Here is an 18,771-nt window from a genome sequence, read left to right as displayed (position 1 = left end):
TCCGCCCCTAGACAAATCGGTTGACGTAATTTTCCAGTATTTCCTGCCCGCCCGACCGTGGTTGTGGATCGATCCGGCCTGCTTCCACGGGGGCGGCTACCTCTTCCAGCGTCGCGGACCGCAACCAGCCCTGCGCCTCCGGCCGCTGCCAGCCAACGTAGCGTGCCTTGCGGGCGGCTTCCAGTCCGCCATCCTCCAGCATCGCAGCCGCCGCCTTGAGACCGCGCGCGCAGATATCCATCGCGCCCACATGAGCGGCAATCAGGTCCTTGGGATCAAGGCTTTGTCGCCGCAGTTTGGCATCGAAATTGGTGCCTCCGGTGGTGAACCCGCCCGCCTTGAGCACTTCATAATAGGCCAGCGCCGCCTCAGGCACGTTATTCGGAAACTGATCCGTGTCCCAGCCGGATTGATAGTCGTTGCGGTTCATGTCGATGGAGCCAAAAATCCCCAGGGCCGAGGCCATCGCCAGTTCGTGCTCAAAACTGTGACCGGCCAGTATCGCGTGACCCTGCTCGATATTCATCTGAACTTCCGTCTCAAGGCCGAACTCCTTGAGAAAACTGTACACTGTGGCCACGTCGTAGTCGTATTGGTGTTTGGTTGGTTCCTGCGGTTTGGGTTCGATCAGAATGGCCCCTTTGAAGCCGATCTTGTGTTTATACTCGACCACCATCTGAAGGAACCGCCCGGCCTGTGCACGCTCTTGCGCAAGGTCCGTGTTCAGCAGCGTCTCGTAGCCTTCGCGCCCCCCCCACAGCACGTAATTTTCGCCCCCCAGCTTATGCGTGGCGTCGAGGCAGTTCCTGACCGTTGCGGCAGACCAGGCGAATACATCCGGGTCCGGGTTCGTCGCCGCCCCCGACATGAAGCGTCGATGCGAAAAGAGGTTCGCGGTGCCCCACAGCAATTTCGTGCCCTGCGCTTCCATTTTGGTGCCCAGATAGTCGATGATCTCTTCGAAATTGCGTTTGCTTTCTGCGAAAGTTGCACCTTCTGGCCGGATATCCGCGTCATGCCAGCAATAATACGGCTGCCCCAGAATGGCGAACATCTCGAATGCCACATCCGCTTTCAGACGGGCAAGCTCCATCGTCTCGCCGAACCACGGGCGCTCAAAGGTCTGCCCGCCAAAAGGATCCCCCCCCGGCCAGGCGAAACTGTGCCACCAGGCCACCGCAAAGCGCAAATGATCCTCCATGCGTTTTCCGGCGATTATTTCATCGGCGTTGTAGTGGCGGTAGGCCAGTTCGTCCGCCGGGGCGTCGGGGTTGAATGTGACAGGCGCGATGCCTGCGAAGAAGTCGGTCATAGAGCCTCCTTAAGGGCGGAATATGCGGCACGGTACTGCGCGTGGCGCGCGGCAAATGCGTCTTTGAATGCGGTTTGTGGCGTGATTGTCCGGTCTGTCGCGGGGGGGTTGGCAAGCTCGACACCCGCGCCAAGGGCGGCCATCTGGCCCAGGCGTGCCGCCCCGAAGGCTCCGCCGAAATCACCCGATTGCGGCACGTCGATTGGCATATCCAGAACCGTGGCAAGAATATTGAGCCAATACTCAGAACGGCTGCCACCGCCCACCGCCACGATGTGATCAATCTGCGTGCCGGACCTGCGGAGCGCATCAAAACTGTCCCGGAAGGCAAAGCTGACCCCCTCCAGCACAGCGCGCGCACCCGCCGCGCGGTCTGTCGCATGCCCCAGCCCCAGAAAGGCACCGCGCGCAGACGCATCATTGTGGGGCGTGCGTTCGCCGCCAAGATAGGGCAGAAACAGGGTCTCAGACGGTGGCTGCAAGGCACCCAGATCGCCGGTCAGGCTGCTGGCATCCGCCCCGACGAGCCCCGCGTACCAGTTCAGCGCATCCGTACAGGCCAGGATCACGCCCATCTGATGCCATGTGTCGGGCAAGGCGTGGCAAAAGGTATGCACCGCCGTAGGCGCATCCGGCTGATAGGCGGCACTGGCGGCAAAAAGCACGCCCGATGTCCCCAGCGACAAAAACGCCTGCCCGGGATTGACGACGCCCATGCCAACGGCGGCGGCGGCATTGTCACCGGCGCCACCCGCAACCACTACGCCGCGCGGCACGCCCCACCGGTCTGCAAGCGTGTCGCGCAACTGGCCCGATACGGCGGAGCCTTCGACAAGCCTAGGCATGTGATCGCGTTTGAGCCCGGAGGCCGACAGCAGCGCATCCGACCAGTCCCGATTGCCGGTATCCAGCCAACTGGTGCCTGCCGCGTCGGACATCTCTGACACGGCCTCCCCGGTCAGCCAGAGCCGCAGGTAATCCTTTGGCAGCAACACCTTGCGTATCTTTTCGAACACCTCAGGTTCATGGGTGCGTACCCATTCGACTTTAGGAGCGGTGAAGCCGGGGAAAACGATGTTCCCGGTGATCGCCCGCCACTGCGGATCACCATCGAAACCTGCGGCCTCCACATGGCTTCGCGTGTCATTCCACAGCATGCAAGGACGCAACACATCATCGGACGAGTCCAGCGGGGTTGCGCCATGCATGTGACCACTCAGCCCAATGCCCCGCACAGCGCCCAAATTCTGCTGCGCGGCAAGGGCCGTCATGACCGTTTCCGTGGCCGCCAGCCAGTCCGCCGGGTTCTGCTCTGACCAGCCGCTGTGCAAACGCGCCACCGTCAGCGGCGCGCTGGCCTCCGCCAAAAAGCGCTGATCGTCATCAATCAGAACGCCCTTCAGACTTGATGTGCCCAGATCCAGCCCAAGATACATGGGTTACGCCGCCTGATCCGGCTTCTTGCCCATGATGATCATGCTCAGGATGTCATCTTCGGTCACATCCTCCACACGCTCGGTCCCGATCATCTGACCGTTTTTCATCACCGAAACACGGTCACAGAGTTCGAGCATTTCGCGGGTATCGTGAGAGATCAGGAAAATCCCCAACCCCTGCTTTTTCAACTCCTGAATCAGCTCCGCAACCATCTGGGTTTCATGCACGCCCAACGCGGCGGTGGGTTCGTCCATAATCAGGATCTTGGCGTTGAAATAGACCGCGCGGGCAATCGCGACAGACTGACGCTGACCGCCCGACAAGGCGCTGACCGGCTCCTTGAGCTTTTTGAAGTTGGGATTGAGCCGCGCCATGATCTTGGCGGTCTCGCTCTCCATCTTGGCGTCATCGACGAAACCCGCGCCCGTGGTCAGTTCGCGTCCCAGAAAGAGGTTGGATGCGGCATCAAGATTATCCGCCAGCGCCAGTGTCTGGTAGATCGTCTCGATGTTATAGTCACGGGCGTCGCGCGGGCTGTTGATCTCGGCCTTTTCGCCGTTGATCCAGATCTCGCCACCGTCCTTTTGATAAGCCCCGGCGAGAATCTTGATCAGCGTCGATTTGCCCGCCCCATTGTGCCCCAGAAGGCCCACAACTTCGCCGGGATAGAGATCGAGGCTCACGTGGTCCACGGCGCGGATACCCCCGAATGAAATAGAGATATCCTTGAGCTGGACAAGCGGGGTGTCTGTACGTTGTTGTGTCATGATCTGTCCCCTTACTTTGATTTACGGCGATAAAGAATGTCGAGGTAGACGGCCAGAACAAGGACCGATCCCACGACGATCTGCTGCATTGCGGCGTCAAAGCCGATCAGCACCATGCCGGTTTGTAGCGATTGCATCACCAGCGCGCCCAGGATGGCACCATAAATCGTGCCGACCCCTCCTGCGAGAGATGTGCCGCCGATCACGGCTGCCGCGATGACATAGAGTTCGTCCAATGTGCCAAGCGCGTTGGTGGCCGAGCCCAGACGCGCAGAGGCCACAACTGCGGAGAGCCCCGCCAGACCGCCCATCAGGGCAAAGATCTTGACGGTCATCCAGCGTGTGTTGATACCGGCCAGTTCCGCTGCTTCGGGGTTGCCGCCGATGGCATAGACGTAGCGGCCAAAGCGGGAGCGTGACATCAGGATCGTCATGAAGATCGCTACCGCCACGAGGATCAGAACCGGTATGGCAAAGCCGTGCGAGATGAAAAGGCCGCCGTCAGGAATTTCGATCCCTTCGGCCTCAGCGTAACGGCGCACGATACCGCGCGGCCAGGGGTAGGCATTGACCAGCAGCACCGCCGCAATCACCGCGCCACAGCCCACAATGGCAATGAAGCTCTCGGCCCAGACCGGACGTTGCGCGATGTGAAAGACGCGGCGTTTGCGACGGCCCAGAATGACCAGCGCCAGGACGGCCGCGCAGCCCAGCAATCCAACCACCCAGCTTCCGGTTGCGCCGATTGCGCCGTAGGGCCCACCGCCCAGCAAGGCAAATGTCGGATCGACAGGCGAGATGGTCTCACCACGCGCCACCAGGAATGCCGCCCCACGCCAGACCAGCAAGCCGCCAAGGGTCACGATGAAGGCTGGAATTTTTCCATAAGCGATCAGCGCACCGTGAAACGCACCGATAAAAGTACCGCAAGTAATACCGACCAAAATGGCGATGACCCAGATCAGCGGATGCCCGAGGCCCAGATATTGCGGCAGGATATTGACCTGCACAACGCCCATGATGATTGCGCAAAAGCCAAGGACGGAGCCAACCGAGAGATCAATGTGGCGCGTGATGATCACCAGCACCATGCCCGTTGCCATGATCCCGATGGAGGCTGTCTGCACCGAGAGGTTCCACAGGTTGCGGGGTGTCAGAAAGAAACCGCCGCCGCGAAACATCTGACCGTAAAGGTGGAAGCCGATCCAGATCAGGGCCAGCGCTCCCAACATGCCCAGAAGGCGCGTGTCCAGTTCCGTCTCACGAAAGAACCGGGCAACGGCGCTTTCCCTTGCGGGCGATGAAGCAGGTGGTTGGGTTGTTTGATCAGTCATGTGGCTGAGCCCCCTCGCGGAATGCACGTATCCCTGCCGCGCCGGCGTCGGCGCAGTGATCGGATGTCATGCTGTTACAGAAATTCTGGTGCCGGGCGCGCAGTCAAACGCGCCCGGTCAGTTCAATGCAGATCAGCAGCCGGCAACGCCGTCGATGGCGCCCGCACAGGCTTTTTCCTGATCAATGTGGCCTGCATCAATGGCCTTGCTCAGGTTGTCTTTGGTGATCGGTGTCGGCGACAGGAAGATGGCATTCATCTCTACGCCTTTTTCACCGCCAGACCATTTGACAGCATCCTTCACGTCCGCCAGCGCCGTTCCATCGGCAAGCTCAAGCGCGATGTTCGCAGCCGCCGCCCCCAAGGCACGGGAGTTCTTCCAGACCGATACAGTTTGCTCGCCACGGGCTACGCGGTTCAGCGCGGCGTGGTCACCGTCCTGGCCGCCAACCGGAATGCTGAGACCCTGGGCTGTGAGAGCTGCAATCGCGCCACCTGCCATGCCGTCGTTCTGGGACAGAACCGCATCAACCTGGTTGTCGTTCGCGGTCAGAATCTGTTCCATGTTCTTCTGAGCATTGTCAGGCTTCCAGCCGTCTGTGAAGGCCTCGCCGACGATCTTGATTTCACCGGATTCGACCTTGTCGCCGATCACTTCCATCATCCCTTCGAGCAGGAAGCCAGCATTGGGATCGCCTTTGTCACCCTTGATGATCGCAAAGTTTCCGCTGGGCTGTTTTGCAACGACGGTCTCGGCGATGATCCGGCCAACACCCTTGTTGTCGAATGTCAGGTAGAACGCGCGTGGGTCTTCGATCAGACGGTCATAGCCGACAACCGGAATACCTTCGGCATCCGCTTTATCGACCGCGGGACCGACGGCATCCTTGTCCACTGACAGAATAATCAGCGCGTCAGCACCCTGTGCGATCAACGCTTCCACATCTGTAAGCTGCTTGGCTGCTGAAGCCTGCGCATCTGCGGACATATAGGTCGCGCCCGCAGCACTCAGGGCAGCTTTGATCGCCGCTTCATCTGTTTTCCAGCGTTCTTCCTGAAAGTTGGACCAGCTGACCCCCACCTTCAGGGCATGACCGTCGGCATATGCAGCTGTCGAAAGGGCCGCCGACATAGCGACGCCCAAAAAAGTGATCTTCTTCATTGTATCCTCCCAATGGGACAGTTCTGTTGACTGTTGATGCCGATTCCAGATTGGCATGTTTAAAAGGATTGACTGTTTTAATTCAGCTGTCAAAATAAATTTATGGATGAGACGCAAAAATATCGACCTGATGGGTGTTTTTTGATGAATTTCTGTCAATATCATCAAAAAACACCCTATTAATATTTTGAGACCTGAATAAATGAATGTGGAAATATCCCAATCCCCCCTGCCTGAGAACCCAACAGGCTGTGGACCGATTCGCCCCGAGACGGAAAACACCGGCAGTAGCCTGAGGTCACGCGTCTTCGAAACGGTGCGTTCTGCAGGGCGGATATCACGGATTGATCTGGCAAAACGGTTGAGCGTCAGCCCTGCGTCGATCACCGCGCTGGTCGGAGAGCTTCTGGACCTTGGCATGCTTCAGGAGCAAAGCGATACAACCCGCACGACCTCGCGCGGACGCCCGCCCGTCGCCCTTTCCGTCCAGCCCGATGCAGGATATGTCGTCGGGATCAAACTGTCACGCGCGAACCATACGGCACTTCTGGTTGATGCAGCCGGTCAGCCGCTTGCCCAAGCCAGCCTGACCTGCACCCCGCGCAGACGGTCCGTGTCGCAGATGCTTCTGGAAACCGGTCAGGTTCTCGACGCCTTGTTGAAGCAGGCAAACCTTGAGCGATCGGACATTGCCTGTATCGGGCTTGGCATGCCCGGCATGATCGATCATGCCGCCGGTCATATGGTGTGGTCTCCGATCCTGACAGAGGTTGACCTGCCGCTCAGGCGTTTTGCCGAGGATGCCTTTGGTGTGCCTGTGGCCGTCGACAATGATGCCAACCTTGTCACGCTGGCGGAACTTTGGTTTGGCAAGGGGCGCGCCATGGCCGATTTCGCGGTAGTTACCATCGAACAGGGTGTCGGCATGGGGCTGGTCATCAACCACCGGCTTTACCGTGGCGCCGGATCACTGGGGATGGAGTTGGGCCATACCAAAGTACAGATGGATGGCGCGTTGTGCCAATGCGGGCAGCGCGGGTGCCTTGAGGCCTATATCGCCGACTATGCCCTGGTCAGAGAGGCCTCGACAGCGCTGGATTCAAGTCACTTTGATACCGCCACGCCAGAGGTGATGCTGCAACAGCTTTATGAACAGGCCAAAGCGGGAAACGAGGCGGCCCGTGTCATCTTTCGACGCGCGGGCCGATTTTTGGCCCTTGGGCTGGCCAATGTGGTCAACCTCTTTGATCCTCCGCTTATCATCCTTTCGGGCGAGCGCATGCAATACGACTATCTCTATGCGGACGATGTGCTGCGCGAAATGCATGCCCTCTCGCTGAACCGCGATGCCGCCCCCCAGAAGGTGGAAACCCATGCCTGGGGGGATTTGATGTGGGCACATGGTGCGGCCGCCCTTGCCCTGTCAGAGATCGCAGACGCCATGGCGGAGCGCAGAGGATGAGGGCATTCCTTTTTTGTCTGATGGCTCAAACCGCCAGCGCAGAGGTGGTTTTCGAAGACCTCTCCGGCAATCTGCCACCGCATAGTTACACCGGGGGCTGGGAGCATTTCGTGGGCGGCGGCGTCGCCGTTTTCGATTGCAATGGCGACACTCTGCCCGATCTGCTGGCGGCAGGTGGCACATCACCCGCGAGCTTGATGGTCAACCGTGGGGATATGGCCTTCAGCGCCGCCCCTTTTCCAAAGATCACCGGCGCAACAGGTGCATACCCTCTGGATATCAATGACGACGGCCACCTTGATTTGATGGTGCTGCGCGTTGGTGAAAACCAATTGCTTTTGGGCAATGGGTCATGTGGTTTCGACAATGCCAACATTCTTTGGGGGTTCGACGGCGGTGACGCATGGTCAACGGCGTTTTCGGCCACATGGGAAGACACAGGACCGGTATTGGCCATCGGGAATTACGTCGATCGTGCCGACCCCGACGGTCCATTTGAGGCCTGTGACGACAACAGCCTGCACAGGTGGCGCGGAACGGAATTCGTCAAAACGACCCTGACACCGGGATATTGTGCGCTATCGATGCTCTTTGCCCGGGACGCAAGCGGCCAGAAACGTCTGCGCATTTCCAATGACCGCCACTATTACGTTCGAGCGGGTTCCGAACAGATGTATGACATCGGGCGCAATCGTTTTCTGGGCCCGGACGACGGTTGGGAAACCATCAGGCTCTGGGGCATGGGAATTGCCAGCCGGGACATCACCGGAGATGGACGGGCGGAGGTCATGCTGACCTCCATGGGGGATCAACTCATGCAGATCGCAGGCGAAGACGGCCATTATACGCGGGCACCTTTCGGATTGGGAACCTATGCCCAACGGCCGCATCTGGGTGACGATGGCCGCCCCTCGACCGGATGGCACGCCGAATTTGCAGACGTCAACAACGATGGACGACCCGACCTCTTTATCGCAAAAGGCAACGTCGATCAGATGCCGGGACTTGCCATGGAGGACCCGAATTCCCTACTGATCCAGCAAGCCGACGGTACTTTTACAGAAGGCTCGATTGCCGGCGGCGTGGCGACCGTGGACCGCTCCCGGGGGGCCGCCCTTGCAGATCTGGATCTGGACGGGCGGCTCGATCTTGTGGTGATGAACCGCCGCGCACCCGTTGAACTTTACCGAAATGTCACGGAAAACGTCGGCAACTACCTGTCGGTTGAGCTCAGGATGCCGGGCGTCAACACACGTGCGGTGGGTGCCCTTGTCGAAGTCACCGCAAACGGCACAACCCAGACCCAGGAAATCACCGTGGGCGGCGGGCATGCAGGCGGACAAGCGGGGCCCATGCACTTTGGCCTCGGCTCTGCGACGGTCGCCGATATACGGATTACATGGCCGAACGGTCAAGTGACACGTCACCCTGGGCAGCCAGCCAACAGGCGCATCCAGCTGAAACCTTAGCGATCCACCGGCAATCCGCTGGGAACGCTATCCGGCACCCCAAGCCGCCCTTTCAAGGCAACGGGATCGCTGAGCGTTTCGAGAAACGCCATAATAGCGGCGATCTCGGTTGCATCCAAAGTCACATCGGGACCAGATATCGATGCCCTGAGAGATGCCTGCTCAGCCGGGTCATCCAGATGGCGCCAATCGTCCGTACCCTCAAGCGGCGGAAGAAACACCGAACGACGATCAAAGGCGTCAAACGCCTCACGCGGGCGTGCATGATCTGCGATGAAGGCCGCCAGATCGGCATGGCTGCCGGTGTGCCCGTAAGGACCAGTCTCGGCCACGTTGCGCAAGGATGGTGTCCGGAACGCATAGGCATCCTCAGTACGACCCGTCACCCGCATACGACCCACGTCCCGCGCATGATCTTCGAAACGTGCCGCTTTTCCGGGACCAAATTGCGGCACACCCATCGCATGATAACCGTGATCTGTTTGAAACTTACCTGCATGGCATTCGCTGCATCCCGCGGAGCCGTTGAAAAGGCCCATGCCTTCAAGAGCGGTCTCCGGTAAGGTGGCGGTGCCACGCAAATACGCATCATAGGGGCTGGAATCTGATCGCCATTCAAAGGCGACGAAGGTCGCAATCGCATCCGAGATGTCTGTGAAGCTCAGCGTGTTGCCTTGCGGAAAGGCCTCTGCGATCAGGGGCGCGTACCCGGCAGTTTCGGCAACGCGGGCACTGAGCTTCGCCCAGGCGCCATCAGGTCCGGTGATACGTCCCTGCCGCACGGCCTGGCTTACCTCGTTCTCGCTATAATGCCCGGCCATTTCATCGGCACTGAGCACCGGGAACATGGTTTGAGCCGACAGCAGATTGGCGAACCCCTGGGTCATTTCTGCCCCCATCGGCGTGCGCAACCCACCTGTTTTGGCAGGATCTACTTCGATCCGGCCATCGTGAAACAGACGGGTGAACTCATGTGCTCCTAAGTTGAAAAGCGCGGGTGCATTGCGCGGAATGCGTTGTTCAGGTGTATTTTCGCCGGTCACATGCCGGTCTGGCCCAAGACCAATCGCCCCTTCCCCCAAGGACAGCGCGACACCATCGGCAGTGGCAAACTTGGGATGATGACAGGTGGCACAGGAAATATTGCGGTTCCCCGACAGGATCGGATCGTAAAACAGCATCTGCCCCAACCGCAGTTGCGCCATGTCCAAAGGCGCATAATCCGCATCAGACACGGGTTCGATCCCATCAGCGAGGGCAACAGACGCAAAGGTTATCGCCCCGAATACCCCAAGCCTCCGCATCACGTTCATACCCTCCAAACCCTCTTTCAGCACGCGATCAAAGCCCTTTCAACGGTCAGGTTTTGACATCCGGTTCGGTGCGCCCAATCAGTGTTTGCATGTCGGTAATTTCAATCACGGCTTTGCGAATTTTGTCGAGCGCAGCCTCCGGGGTCAAATCATGGGGCTCCGTGCTGGACGCATATTGCTCCAGGTAGATGCGAAGGGTAGCGCCTTCCGTTCCGGTGCCCGACAAGCGCAGAACCGCACGGCCTCCTCCGTCGAAAACGATGCGCAGCCCCTGATTATGGCTGACCGAGCCATCGACTGGATCGTGGTAGGAAAATTCATCCGCCATCACGATCTTGGTGCCCGCGACTTCGCGCCCGGCAAAATCGCTCAATTTATCCCTCACGCAGTTCATCAAGGCATTGGCAGCCTCTGTCGGAACCGCCTCGTAATCGTGCCGCGAATAGTAGTTCCGCCCATAGGTTGCCCAGTGATCGCTCATGATCTCGGCCACGGATTGCTTGCGCTCGGCCAGGATATTCAACCACAGCAGAACCGCCCAAAGCCCGTCTTTTTCGCGCACATGATCGGAGCCTGTCCCGGCACTTTCCTCACCGCAAAGCGTGACCTTGCCCGCATCGAGAAGGTTGCCGAAGAACTTCCACCCGGTGGGGGTTTCATAGCTAGCGATGCCCAAGCGCTCTGCCACCTTGTCGCTGGCACCGCTGGTCGGCATCGACCGGGCAACCCCCGCCAGGCCGTCCTTGTAGCCGGGCGCCAAATGGGCGTTGGCCGCCAGAACCGCGAGGCTGTCAGAGGGTGTCACATAAGCACCGCGCCCGACGATCATATTCCGATCACCATCGCCATCAGACGCGGCCCCGAAATCAGGCGCCTTATCTGACATCATTTCATCCATCAGAACCTTCGCCCAGACCGGATTTGGATCGGGATGACCACCGCCAAAATCCTCACTGGGGTGGGCATTGATCACGGTCCCCGCCGCGGCACCCAAATCTCCCTCAAGAATGGCCTTGGCATAGGGACCGGTCACCGCGTGCATGGCGTCAAAGCGCATCCGGAACCCACCTTCGAAAAGCGCTTTGATCTTGGCGAAGTCGAACAACCCGGCCATCAGGTCGCGGTAGTCCTGAACCGGGTCAACGACCTCGATCTGCATGTCTCCCAAGGTCAACATAGCAAGCGTCGCAAGATCAACATCGGGCGTGTCCAAAGTGTGGTATTCACTGATCGACCGGGTCTGCTCGAACATCGATTGCGTGATGTGCTCCGGCGCAGGCCCGCCATTGCAGACATTGTATTTGATGCCAAAATCGGCATCGATCCCCCCTGGGTTATGGCTCGCGGAAAGCACGAAGCCCCCATCTGTATCCCGTTGACGGATCAGATTGGAAACGGCGGGTGTCGACACCAGACCGTTCTGGCCCACGATCACTTTTTTTGCGCCATTTGCAGCGGCCATTCGAAGCATTGTCTGAATTGCTTCGCGATTGAAATACCGACCGTCCCCCCCCATCACAAAGGTTTTGCCCTTGGCCCCGCCGATGGCGTTGAAAGTCGCCTGAACGAAACATTCCAGATAGCCGGCTTCCATGAATACCCGGGTTTTCTTGCGCAGGCCGGAGGTGCCAGGTTTCTGACCCTCAAAAGGCCCCTTGGAAATGGTCTGAATGCTCATTCGAACTCCTTTCGACTCTCGCCGCACAGTGTGCCCCGCCCGGCCTTGGTCATCAATTCTGCTGTCTGTGTCAAATTTGGATGATTTGCGATGTCCTCTACGGATACCGTTGTTCTGCGCCGCCAGTTGGGATGTTCATCAATGGTGCCGGGCAGGTTTTGCGCGTCCGGGACGTCCAGAAGATCATCGAGTTGAACGGCCACAAGCGCTGCCGGGCTCTGCGCAAGGTTTTCGTGAACGCATGTTCTGAAATCAGATACATTACAGACGGACGCCTTGGCCGGCGGCAGGCCCAGAAGATCGGATTTTTCCTGCTGACGCCGGTCAGTGGACTTCGATTTTTCCGCGTCATCAATCCACCCAAGCTTGTGCCACCACGCGATGTCCTGCCCTTGCCAGAAACCACTGAGCGTCGGCGTGTCGTGGGTCCCAAAGCAGGCAAGTGACTGTGCACGCAAATCCTTGGGTTTGCGAAACCGGCCTTTGGCCGATTTTTCATATTGCAGTACCGTGTAGCCATAGAGGCCCTTCGCGGCCATCGCATCGCGAAACCCATCCGGCACAAGACCAAGATCTTCGCCAATGACCACGGTTCCCGCGCGCTCTGCTTCAATCGCAATGATCGCCGAGAGGGCTTTGAAAGGCTGACGGATGTATCCGCCCGGACTGCCATCGTCGGGTATCCAGTAGCTGCGGTTCAATCCAAGCGCATGGTCGATCCGCAAGACCCCGCAATGGCGCATTGCCTGCGCTAAAACGTTGCGAAGGAGGGCATATCTGTTTTGTCGCAGCTTCCGGGGCGCGTAAGCCGCCAACTGCCAGTTCTGCCCCGCCGGGCTCAGTTGATCCGGCGGCGCTCCCAATGAAACGCCCTCTGCCAGAGTATTGGGAGCAGCCCATGCCTCCGCACCGTCTCTGCGTGCGCCCACCGCCAGATCGAGATAGAGACCAAGTGCCATACCGCTGTTTTTGGCCCGCACCTGTGCTGCGTCCAATTGTGATGCCGCCAGCCATTGCAGCCACATGTGAAACCGGACCGCCTGTGGGTCAGCTTCGGCTTCGGCAGTCTTTCGGCTGTGCAGATGTGCGGGCCATTTCCGCCAATCCGACCCGAATTTTTCGCTGAACGCTTCGAATACCGCAAACTCCGCCAGGCCGTCACCGCCTGATTGGGAAAATGCGTCGAAGGCCTGCTGTGATGGCGCTGACATGGGCATCTGAAAATCCGAGAATGCTGCGCGCAACGCCTTTTGATGGGCCTCTCGGTGTGCGGCATAGTCAATCAACTCCCCCGTGAAACCTATTTTATCACCGGCCGGTCGCAGGTTCGGGATGTGATCCAGAGCAATGTGGGCGGTGTTCAGAAATCCCCTGTGGCAAGGGGAATACGGGCTGATGGTCTCGTCGGCGCTCCACCCCAGCGCATGTACCGGATTGATGCCCAGAAAATCCGCGCCTTTCTTTCCAAGCCCTTCCGCGAGACAGGCCAGGTCTTCAAAATCTCCAAGCCCGTTGTCGCGGTCAGACGACAGGCCATAAAGGGCTGCCACCACGCCCCAAGTCTTTTCCGCCCCCGCCCTGTCGATCACGGATGGTGCGCGGTCGGGCGTTGCGATGACGGCAACCTGCTGCGCGCGCCCACTGCTTCGAAGATGCAAATCGTGCACACCGATGGGCAGACCAGGCAGTTCAATTACCTTTGTGGCACCGCCATGCGCTTCCACATCGCCGGTATCTTCACGGATGAGCTGCCAGGAGGCGTCATGCGCGATGCGCACTTTCACCGGTTTACCACAAGGAACCACCACGTCGTCGGTTATGAAGGCTTTCTCTGCTTCGGCCTTTAACGCCGCCAATGTGTCTGCCGCCTGCGCAGGCGTCTCAGCCAGCAGGCCATTCGCCCGCAAAAGCGCGCGTTGCGTATCGGGCGAGATCGGGCAAATCGCCCCTTCGAGGGATTTGAACTGCGGAAAGATCCCCGCAAGGGTCGCCAGTTCGGACAGGACGTGATCCGCTCCCATCACCCCGGCCCCATCAGGACCAGCGCGACGACGGCCGGACCGTCAACCGTAACCGTCCCAGACCGGACAGGCTGTTCCGGGGCAGCTTTACCGCTTGTGTCCAGACCAAAGACCCAATGCCGTCCAGTCGGCGGGTATGGAATGCAGACATCCGCAGGCTTTCCATCACGATTGAAAATGACAAAAACCGGATCGTCGGCGTCAGCATGAAGTGCTGCCTCGGCTGAGCAGCGCAACATCATGCACAGGTTCGACAAACCCGGATCCCGCCAGTTGAGCGGATGGCCGTCGAACCCCGTCCATTCCACATCCGGCAACCCATCCGATGGGCGCAATCCGCTATGCAAGAACCGCGACTGTCGTAAGGCGGGATGTTTTTTGCGAAATGCAGAAAGTTTCGTCACGAATGCCGTCATCTCCGGGTCGGCGGCAGCCCAGTCAAGCCAGGCAATTTCGTTGTCCTGACAATAGGCGTTATTGTTGCCGTTCTGCGAGTTGCCCATTTCATCGCCAGCCAACAGCATTGGCGTGCCCTGCGACAGGAAAAGCGTTGCCAGCATATTGCGACGCCGTCTTTTGCGCGAAGCTTCGATTTCCGGATCAGACGATGGGCCCTCTACGCCGAAATTATCAGAGTGATTGGCATTGTGGCCGTCCTGGTTGTTTTCCTGATTGGCCTCATTGTGGCGCCGCGTGTATTGCGTGATGTCGGCCAGCGTAAACCCGTCATGGGCCGCCAGAAAATTGACCGACGACCAAGCCCTTCGCCCGCCGCGGTCAAATTCGCCAGCAGACCCCAGCAATCGCGCGCCCAATTCCTGCGCGCTATGGGCATCCCCCTTCCAGAAGCGCCGCACCGTGTCGCGATAGGCGTCATTCCATTCGCCAAATTCCGGTGTGAACTGCCCCAGCCGGTAACCGCCAGGACCGATATCCCACGGCTCTGCAATCAGTTTCACACCTGCCAGAACAGGATCCTGTCGCAACGCGTCGAAAAAGCCGCCATGCGGGTCAAATCCGTGATCTTCACGTCCCAAGGTCGTGGCCAGATCGAAGCGAAACCCGTCGATACCCATGCAGTCCACCCAGAAACGCAGCGAGTCCATGACCAGACGCAGCACGTGAGGGTTGGAGAGGTTCACAGTATTGCCGGTGCCGGTATCGTTGACGTAGTAACGAGCCTGCCCACTCAGCAGCCGGTAATAAGAGGCATTATCCAGGCCGCGAAAACTCAGCGTTGGCCCGCGATGGTCGCCTTCGGCGGTATGGTTATACACCACATCCAGAATGACCTCGATCCCGGCGTCGTGGAAGCGTTGAACCATCTTGCGAAAGCCCAGCAGGCCCTCAGGGCCGAAGTATCGCGGCTCAGGCGCGAAAAACCCGGTTGTATTGTAACCCCAGTAGTTTACGAGGCCTTTTTTAAGTAAAAACCCATCATTGATAAAGGCGTGTACGGGCAGCAATTCGATGGCGGTTATACCCAGCCTGTGCAAATGATCGATCACCGCATCGGAGGCCAACCCATCGTAGGTACCGCGCAGCGCTGCCGTCACGTCCGGATGCTGTTGCGTCAGCCCTTTGACGTGGGCCTCATAGATCAGCGTATCTTCCCACTTGAGCGCAAGTTGTTCGGTGATCTTTTGGAAATCCTGCGGGTCAGAAACGACGGATTTCGGGACATATCTGGCCGAGTCCCGTCTGTCGAAGGACAGGTCGGCAGCGCTGGATGTCACATCATAGCCGAGTGTTGCCGCATGGCTGATCCAGTTGCCTCGCATCTCGCGCGTGTAGGGGTCCAAAAGCAGCTTGTGCGGATTGAAACGGTGCCCCTGCTCCGGCGCATAGGTGCCATGTGCGCGGTAGCCATAAAGCGTGCCAGCCGAAAGCCCCTGCACATGCCCATGCCAGATGTCACCTGTGCGTTCGGGCAGGGTCAGGCGCGCCGTCTCTGTCGCGCCATCTGGCGAAAAGAGACAGAGCTCAATCCTGGTCGCATTGGCAGAAAAAACGGCGAAATTGGCGCCACCTTCAGTGAGCTGCGCACCCAACCTGACCGGGCTGCCGGAAGTGATCTGCGGCACCATCCCTGTCATCCCTGCAATGCGTGCGTGTCCAGAAGGTCGCTGTAGACGTCGTGGTAGGTTTGTGCGGAGACATCCCAGCCCACCGGATGGCGCATGGCACGGCGCATCATCCCGGCCCAGGTTTTTGGGTCATCATAGAGATCGCAGGTGCGCAGGATTGCCTGGTCCAGCGCTGCTTTGGTCACGGGCGCGAACTGTACACCTGTGGCGCAATTGGCCGTCAGAGCGGCTTCGTTCGCATCGATCACCGTATCCGCCAGCCCGCCCGTACGGGCAACGACGGGCAGAGTGCCGTAGCGCAACCCGTAAAGCTGCGTGAGTCCACAAGGCTCGAACCTCGATGGGATCAGAATGGCGTCACTGCCCGCCTGCATGAGATGGGACAGCGGTTCATCATACCCGATGATGACGCCGACAGACCCGCCATGGGTATGGGCGGCGGCGACGAAACCGGCTTCCAAATCTTTGTCGCCACTACCCAGAACGGCAAGTTTTCCCCCGCGCGCCACAAGCGTTGGCAGCGCTTCGAGAAGCAGGTCTAGCCCCTTTTGCGTGGTCAGACGGCTGATCACACAGAAAAGCGGGCCACCTGCGTCTTCGTCAAGGCCAAACCGTCGGACAACTTCCGCCCGGTTGGCGGATTTGCCTTTCAGACGACGCACAGAATAGGCCGACACAAGATGCGGGTCGTCTTCCGGGTTCCACACGTCCAGATCGATGCCGTTGAGGATGCCGGACAGGTCGGCGCTGCGTGCGCGCAACAATCCTTCAAGCCCCATGCCGAATTCCGGCAACATCAGTTCACGTGCATAGGTAGGACTGACGGTGGTGATCTTGTCGCAAAAGGCGATCCCGGCTTTTAGAAATCCCAACCGGCCGAAATATTCCATGCCTTCAGAGGTGTAGAGGTCAGAGGAAAGCCCCAGTGTCGTCATCAAAGACGGATCAAAGAGCCCCTGAAAGGCGATGTTGTGAATGGTCAGCACGCAGGGCGGTGTCTTTTCGGGCCGTTGCCGCAGATAGGCTGGCACCAGCCCGGCCTGCCAGTCATGCGCATGCACGATGTCCGGACGCCAGCCATCCACGCCCAGGGTCGCAACCTCTGCGGCCACGTAAGAAAGTGCGCCGAAACGCTGCGCATTGTCCGGCCAGTCCCGACCATCTGCGCCCAGATAAATATTGCCCGACCGCTCGAATAAGTGCGGCGCATCCAGCAGAAACAGGTCGATACCTTCTGACGAGACGGCCACCAGACGCGCGGGCCCCCCGTGCAGATCACCGCTGTTCCAAACCTCTTTGCCGTTGCGCGCCAATGCGCTCAGCGCTGGATAGGCAGGCAGCATGACCCGAGCATCCGCACCCAGTTCTGACAGTGATTTCGGCACGGCACCGATCACATCCGCCAACCCACCCGTCTTGACGAAGGGGGCGCATTCAGAAGCCACAAAGAGTATTTTCACGTCAGAGGTCCAGTTTGTCGATCATGGGTTTGGTGATGAGGCAGACGCCATTTTCGGAGCGCCGGAAACGGCGGGCATCTTCCTCTGGATCCTCGCCCACGACCAACCCTTGCGGGATCGTAACGCCGCGATCAATCACGACATTGGTCAACCGCGCGTTCCTATTGATTTCCACATACGGCAGGGCGACAACACCCGTCAGTTGCGAGAAGGAATGTGTGCGCACACCTGTGAAAAGCAGGCAACGCTCAAGGCTGGAGCCAGAAATGATGCACCCCCCCGATACCATAGAGGAGACCGCGTGACCCCGGCGCCCCTCTTCGTTATGGATGAACTTCGCAGGCGCCGTGAGTTCCGAGTATGTCCAGATCGGCCACTCGTTGTCGTAAAGATCAAGCTCGGGTTTGAAGTCGGTCAGGTCGATGTTGGCCTGCCAGAAAGCATCGACCGTCCCCACATCACGCCAATAGGCTTTCTCTTCAATCCCGGAGCGCACACAGGAGCGGCTGAACGGATGCGCGATGGCCTTGCCGTCCCGAACGATCTGCGGGATGACATCCCCTCCAAAATCGTGATTGTATCCTTCGTTTTGCGCGCATTCATCCAGCAGCTTGAACAGGTAATCCGTGGCAAACACATAGATACCCATGCTGGCCAGCGCTTGATCCGGATGGCCCGGCATGGCGGGCGGGTCGGCGGGCTTTTCAACGAAATCCAGAATGCGATCTTCGGTATCGACTTTCATCACGCCAAAGCCGGTGGCCTCCATGCGCGGCACCTCGATACAGCCCACCGTTACGTCCGCGCCGCTTTCCACATGGTGGCGGATCATCAACGAATAATCCTGTTTGTAGATGTGATCACCGGCCAGGATCACGATATATTTGGGCCCGTATCCTTCAATGATATCCCTGTTTTGGGCAACCGCGTCTGCCGTTCCCTTGTACCAGTTCTCATTGTCCAATTGCTGTGAGGCCGGAAGAATATCGAGCGACTCGTTACGTTCCGCGCGAAAAAAGCTCCACCCGCGTTGCAAATGCCGGATCAGGGAGTGTGCTTTGTATTGCGTCGCAACCCCAATGCGCCGGATACCCGAATTGACCGCGTTGGAGAGGGGAAAGTCGATGATCCTGCTTTTGCCACCAAAATACATCGCCGGTTTCGCGCGTCTATCGGTCAGGTCATAAAGCCTGCTGCCGCGGCCCCCGGCCAATACGAACGCCATGGTTTGCTGTGCCAGCCTCTGCGTTTCTCTGTCCATCGGTCTTCC

The 18,771-nt window shown here is 59.0% G+C and carries 13 protein-coding genes; 2 read left to right on the top strand and 11 right to left on the bottom strand.

Annotated elements, in window-relative coordinates; translation table 11 throughout:
• Window positions 1–7: 7 nt before the first annotated feature.
• The 5 genes from xylA to Q0802_RS10205 all read right to left on the bottom strand — a co-directional run bounded on the left by xylA (window position 8) and on the right by Q0802_RS10205 (window position 5,981).
• On the bottom strand, window positions 8–1,312 hold the full coding sequence (xylA, locus tag Q0802_RS10225) for a xylose isomerase (protein ID WP_298917423.1): 1,305 nt from the start codon (window positions 1,310–1,312) through the stop codon (window positions 8–10).
• Window positions 1,309–2,748, bottom strand: coding sequence for a xylulokinase (gene xylB, locus Q0802_RS10220; RefSeq protein ID WP_298917420.1), 1,440 nt, complete (start codon window positions 2,746–2,748; stop codon window positions 1,309–1,311). The genes xylA and xylB overlap by 4 nt, the downstream gene beginning before the upstream one ends.
• Window positions 2,749–2,751: 3 nt before the next feature.
• Complete coding sequence (locus Q0802_RS10215) at window positions 2,752–3,516, bottom strand: ATP-binding cassette domain-containing protein (protein WP_298917417.1); 765 nt, start codon at window positions 3,514–3,516, stop codon at window positions 2,752–2,754.
• An 11-nt stretch (window positions 3,517–3,527) separates the two neighbouring features.
• Window positions 3,528–4,850, bottom strand: a complete 1,323-nt coding sequence (locus Q0802_RS10210; protein WP_298917414.1) for a sugar ABC transporter permease — start codon at window positions 4,848–4,850, stop codon at window positions 3,528–3,530.
• A gap of 132 nt (window positions 4,851–4,982) precedes the next feature.
• Window positions 4,983–5,981 (bottom strand): substrate-binding domain-containing protein, encoded by a 999-nt coding sequence (locus tag Q0802_RS10205; protein ID WP_298917844.1) that lies wholly within the window; start codon window positions 5,979–5,981, stop codon window positions 4,983–4,985.
• Between the two features lie 232 nt (window positions 5,982–6,213).
• Here Q0802_RS10205 and Q0802_RS10200 point away from each other — a divergent pair, with 232 nt between their 5' ends.
• Both Q0802_RS10200 and Q0802_RS10195 read left to right on the top strand, forming a co-directional pair.
• On the top strand, window positions 6,214–7,473 hold the full coding sequence (locus Q0802_RS10200; RefSeq protein WP_298917411.1) for an ROK family transcriptional regulator: 1,260 nt from the start codon (window positions 6,214–6,216) through the stop codon (window positions 7,471–7,473).
• Entirely contained in the window at window positions 7,470–8,942 is a 1,473-nt protein-coding gene (locus Q0802_RS10195; RefSeq protein ID WP_298917408.1) for a CRTAC1 family protein, read from the top strand. The genes Q0802_RS10200 and Q0802_RS10195 overlap by 4 nt, the downstream gene beginning before the upstream one ends.
• On the opposite strand, the gene Q0802_RS10190 is transcribed toward Q0802_RS10195, so the two are convergent.
• The 6 genes from Q0802_RS10190 to glgC form a co-directional block, all read right to left on the bottom strand.
• Window positions 8,939–10,177: a cytochrome c peroxidase gene (locus Q0802_RS10190; RefSeq protein ID WP_366523315.1), complete on the bottom strand. Its 1,239-nt coding sequence runs from the start codon at window positions 10,175–10,177 to the stop codon at window positions 8,939–8,941. The genes Q0802_RS10195 and Q0802_RS10190 overlap by 4 nt on opposite strands.
• Before the next feature lie 124 nt (window positions 10,178–10,301).
• Window positions 10,302–11,933: an alpha-D-glucose phosphate-specific phosphoglucomutase gene (locus Q0802_RS10185; protein ID WP_298917401.1), complete on the bottom strand. Its 1,632-nt coding sequence runs from the start codon at window positions 11,931–11,933 to the stop codon at window positions 10,302–10,304.
• Complete coding sequence (gene malQ / locus Q0802_RS10180) at window positions 11,930–13,954, bottom strand: 4-alpha-glucanotransferase (protein ID WP_298917398.1); 2,025 nt, start codon at window positions 13,952–13,954, stop codon at window positions 11,930–11,932. Before malQ ends, Q0802_RS10185 begins: the two co-directional genes overlap by 4 nt.
• Complete coding sequence (glgX, locus tag Q0802_RS10175) at window positions 13,954–16,041, bottom strand: glycogen debranching protein GlgX (RefSeq protein WP_298917395.1); 2,088 nt, start codon at window positions 16,039–16,041, stop codon at window positions 13,954–13,956. The genes malQ and glgX overlap by 1 nt, the downstream gene beginning before the upstream one ends.
• Before the next feature lie 5 nt (window positions 16,042–16,046).
• Window positions 16,047–17,501 (bottom strand): glycogen synthase GlgA, encoded by a 1,455-nt coding sequence (gene glgA, locus Q0802_RS10170; RefSeq protein ID WP_298917392.1) that lies wholly within the window; start codon window positions 17,499–17,501, stop codon window positions 16,047–16,049.
• A gap of 1 nt (window position 17,502) precedes the next feature.
• A complete protein-coding gene (glgC, locus tag Q0802_RS10165; protein ID WP_298917389.1) occupies window positions 17,503–18,762 on the bottom strand; it encodes a glucose-1-phosphate adenylyltransferase in 1,260 nt (419 codons plus the stop codon).
• Window positions 18,763–18,771: the final 9 nt, after the last annotated feature.

Source organism: uncultured Roseobacter sp. (genome assembly GCF_947495275.1).
GTDB lineage: Bacteria > Pseudomonadota > Alphaproteobacteria > Rhodobacterales > Rhodobacteraceae > Roseobacter.
This window is presented reverse-complemented; position numbering and strand designations above follow the sequence as displayed.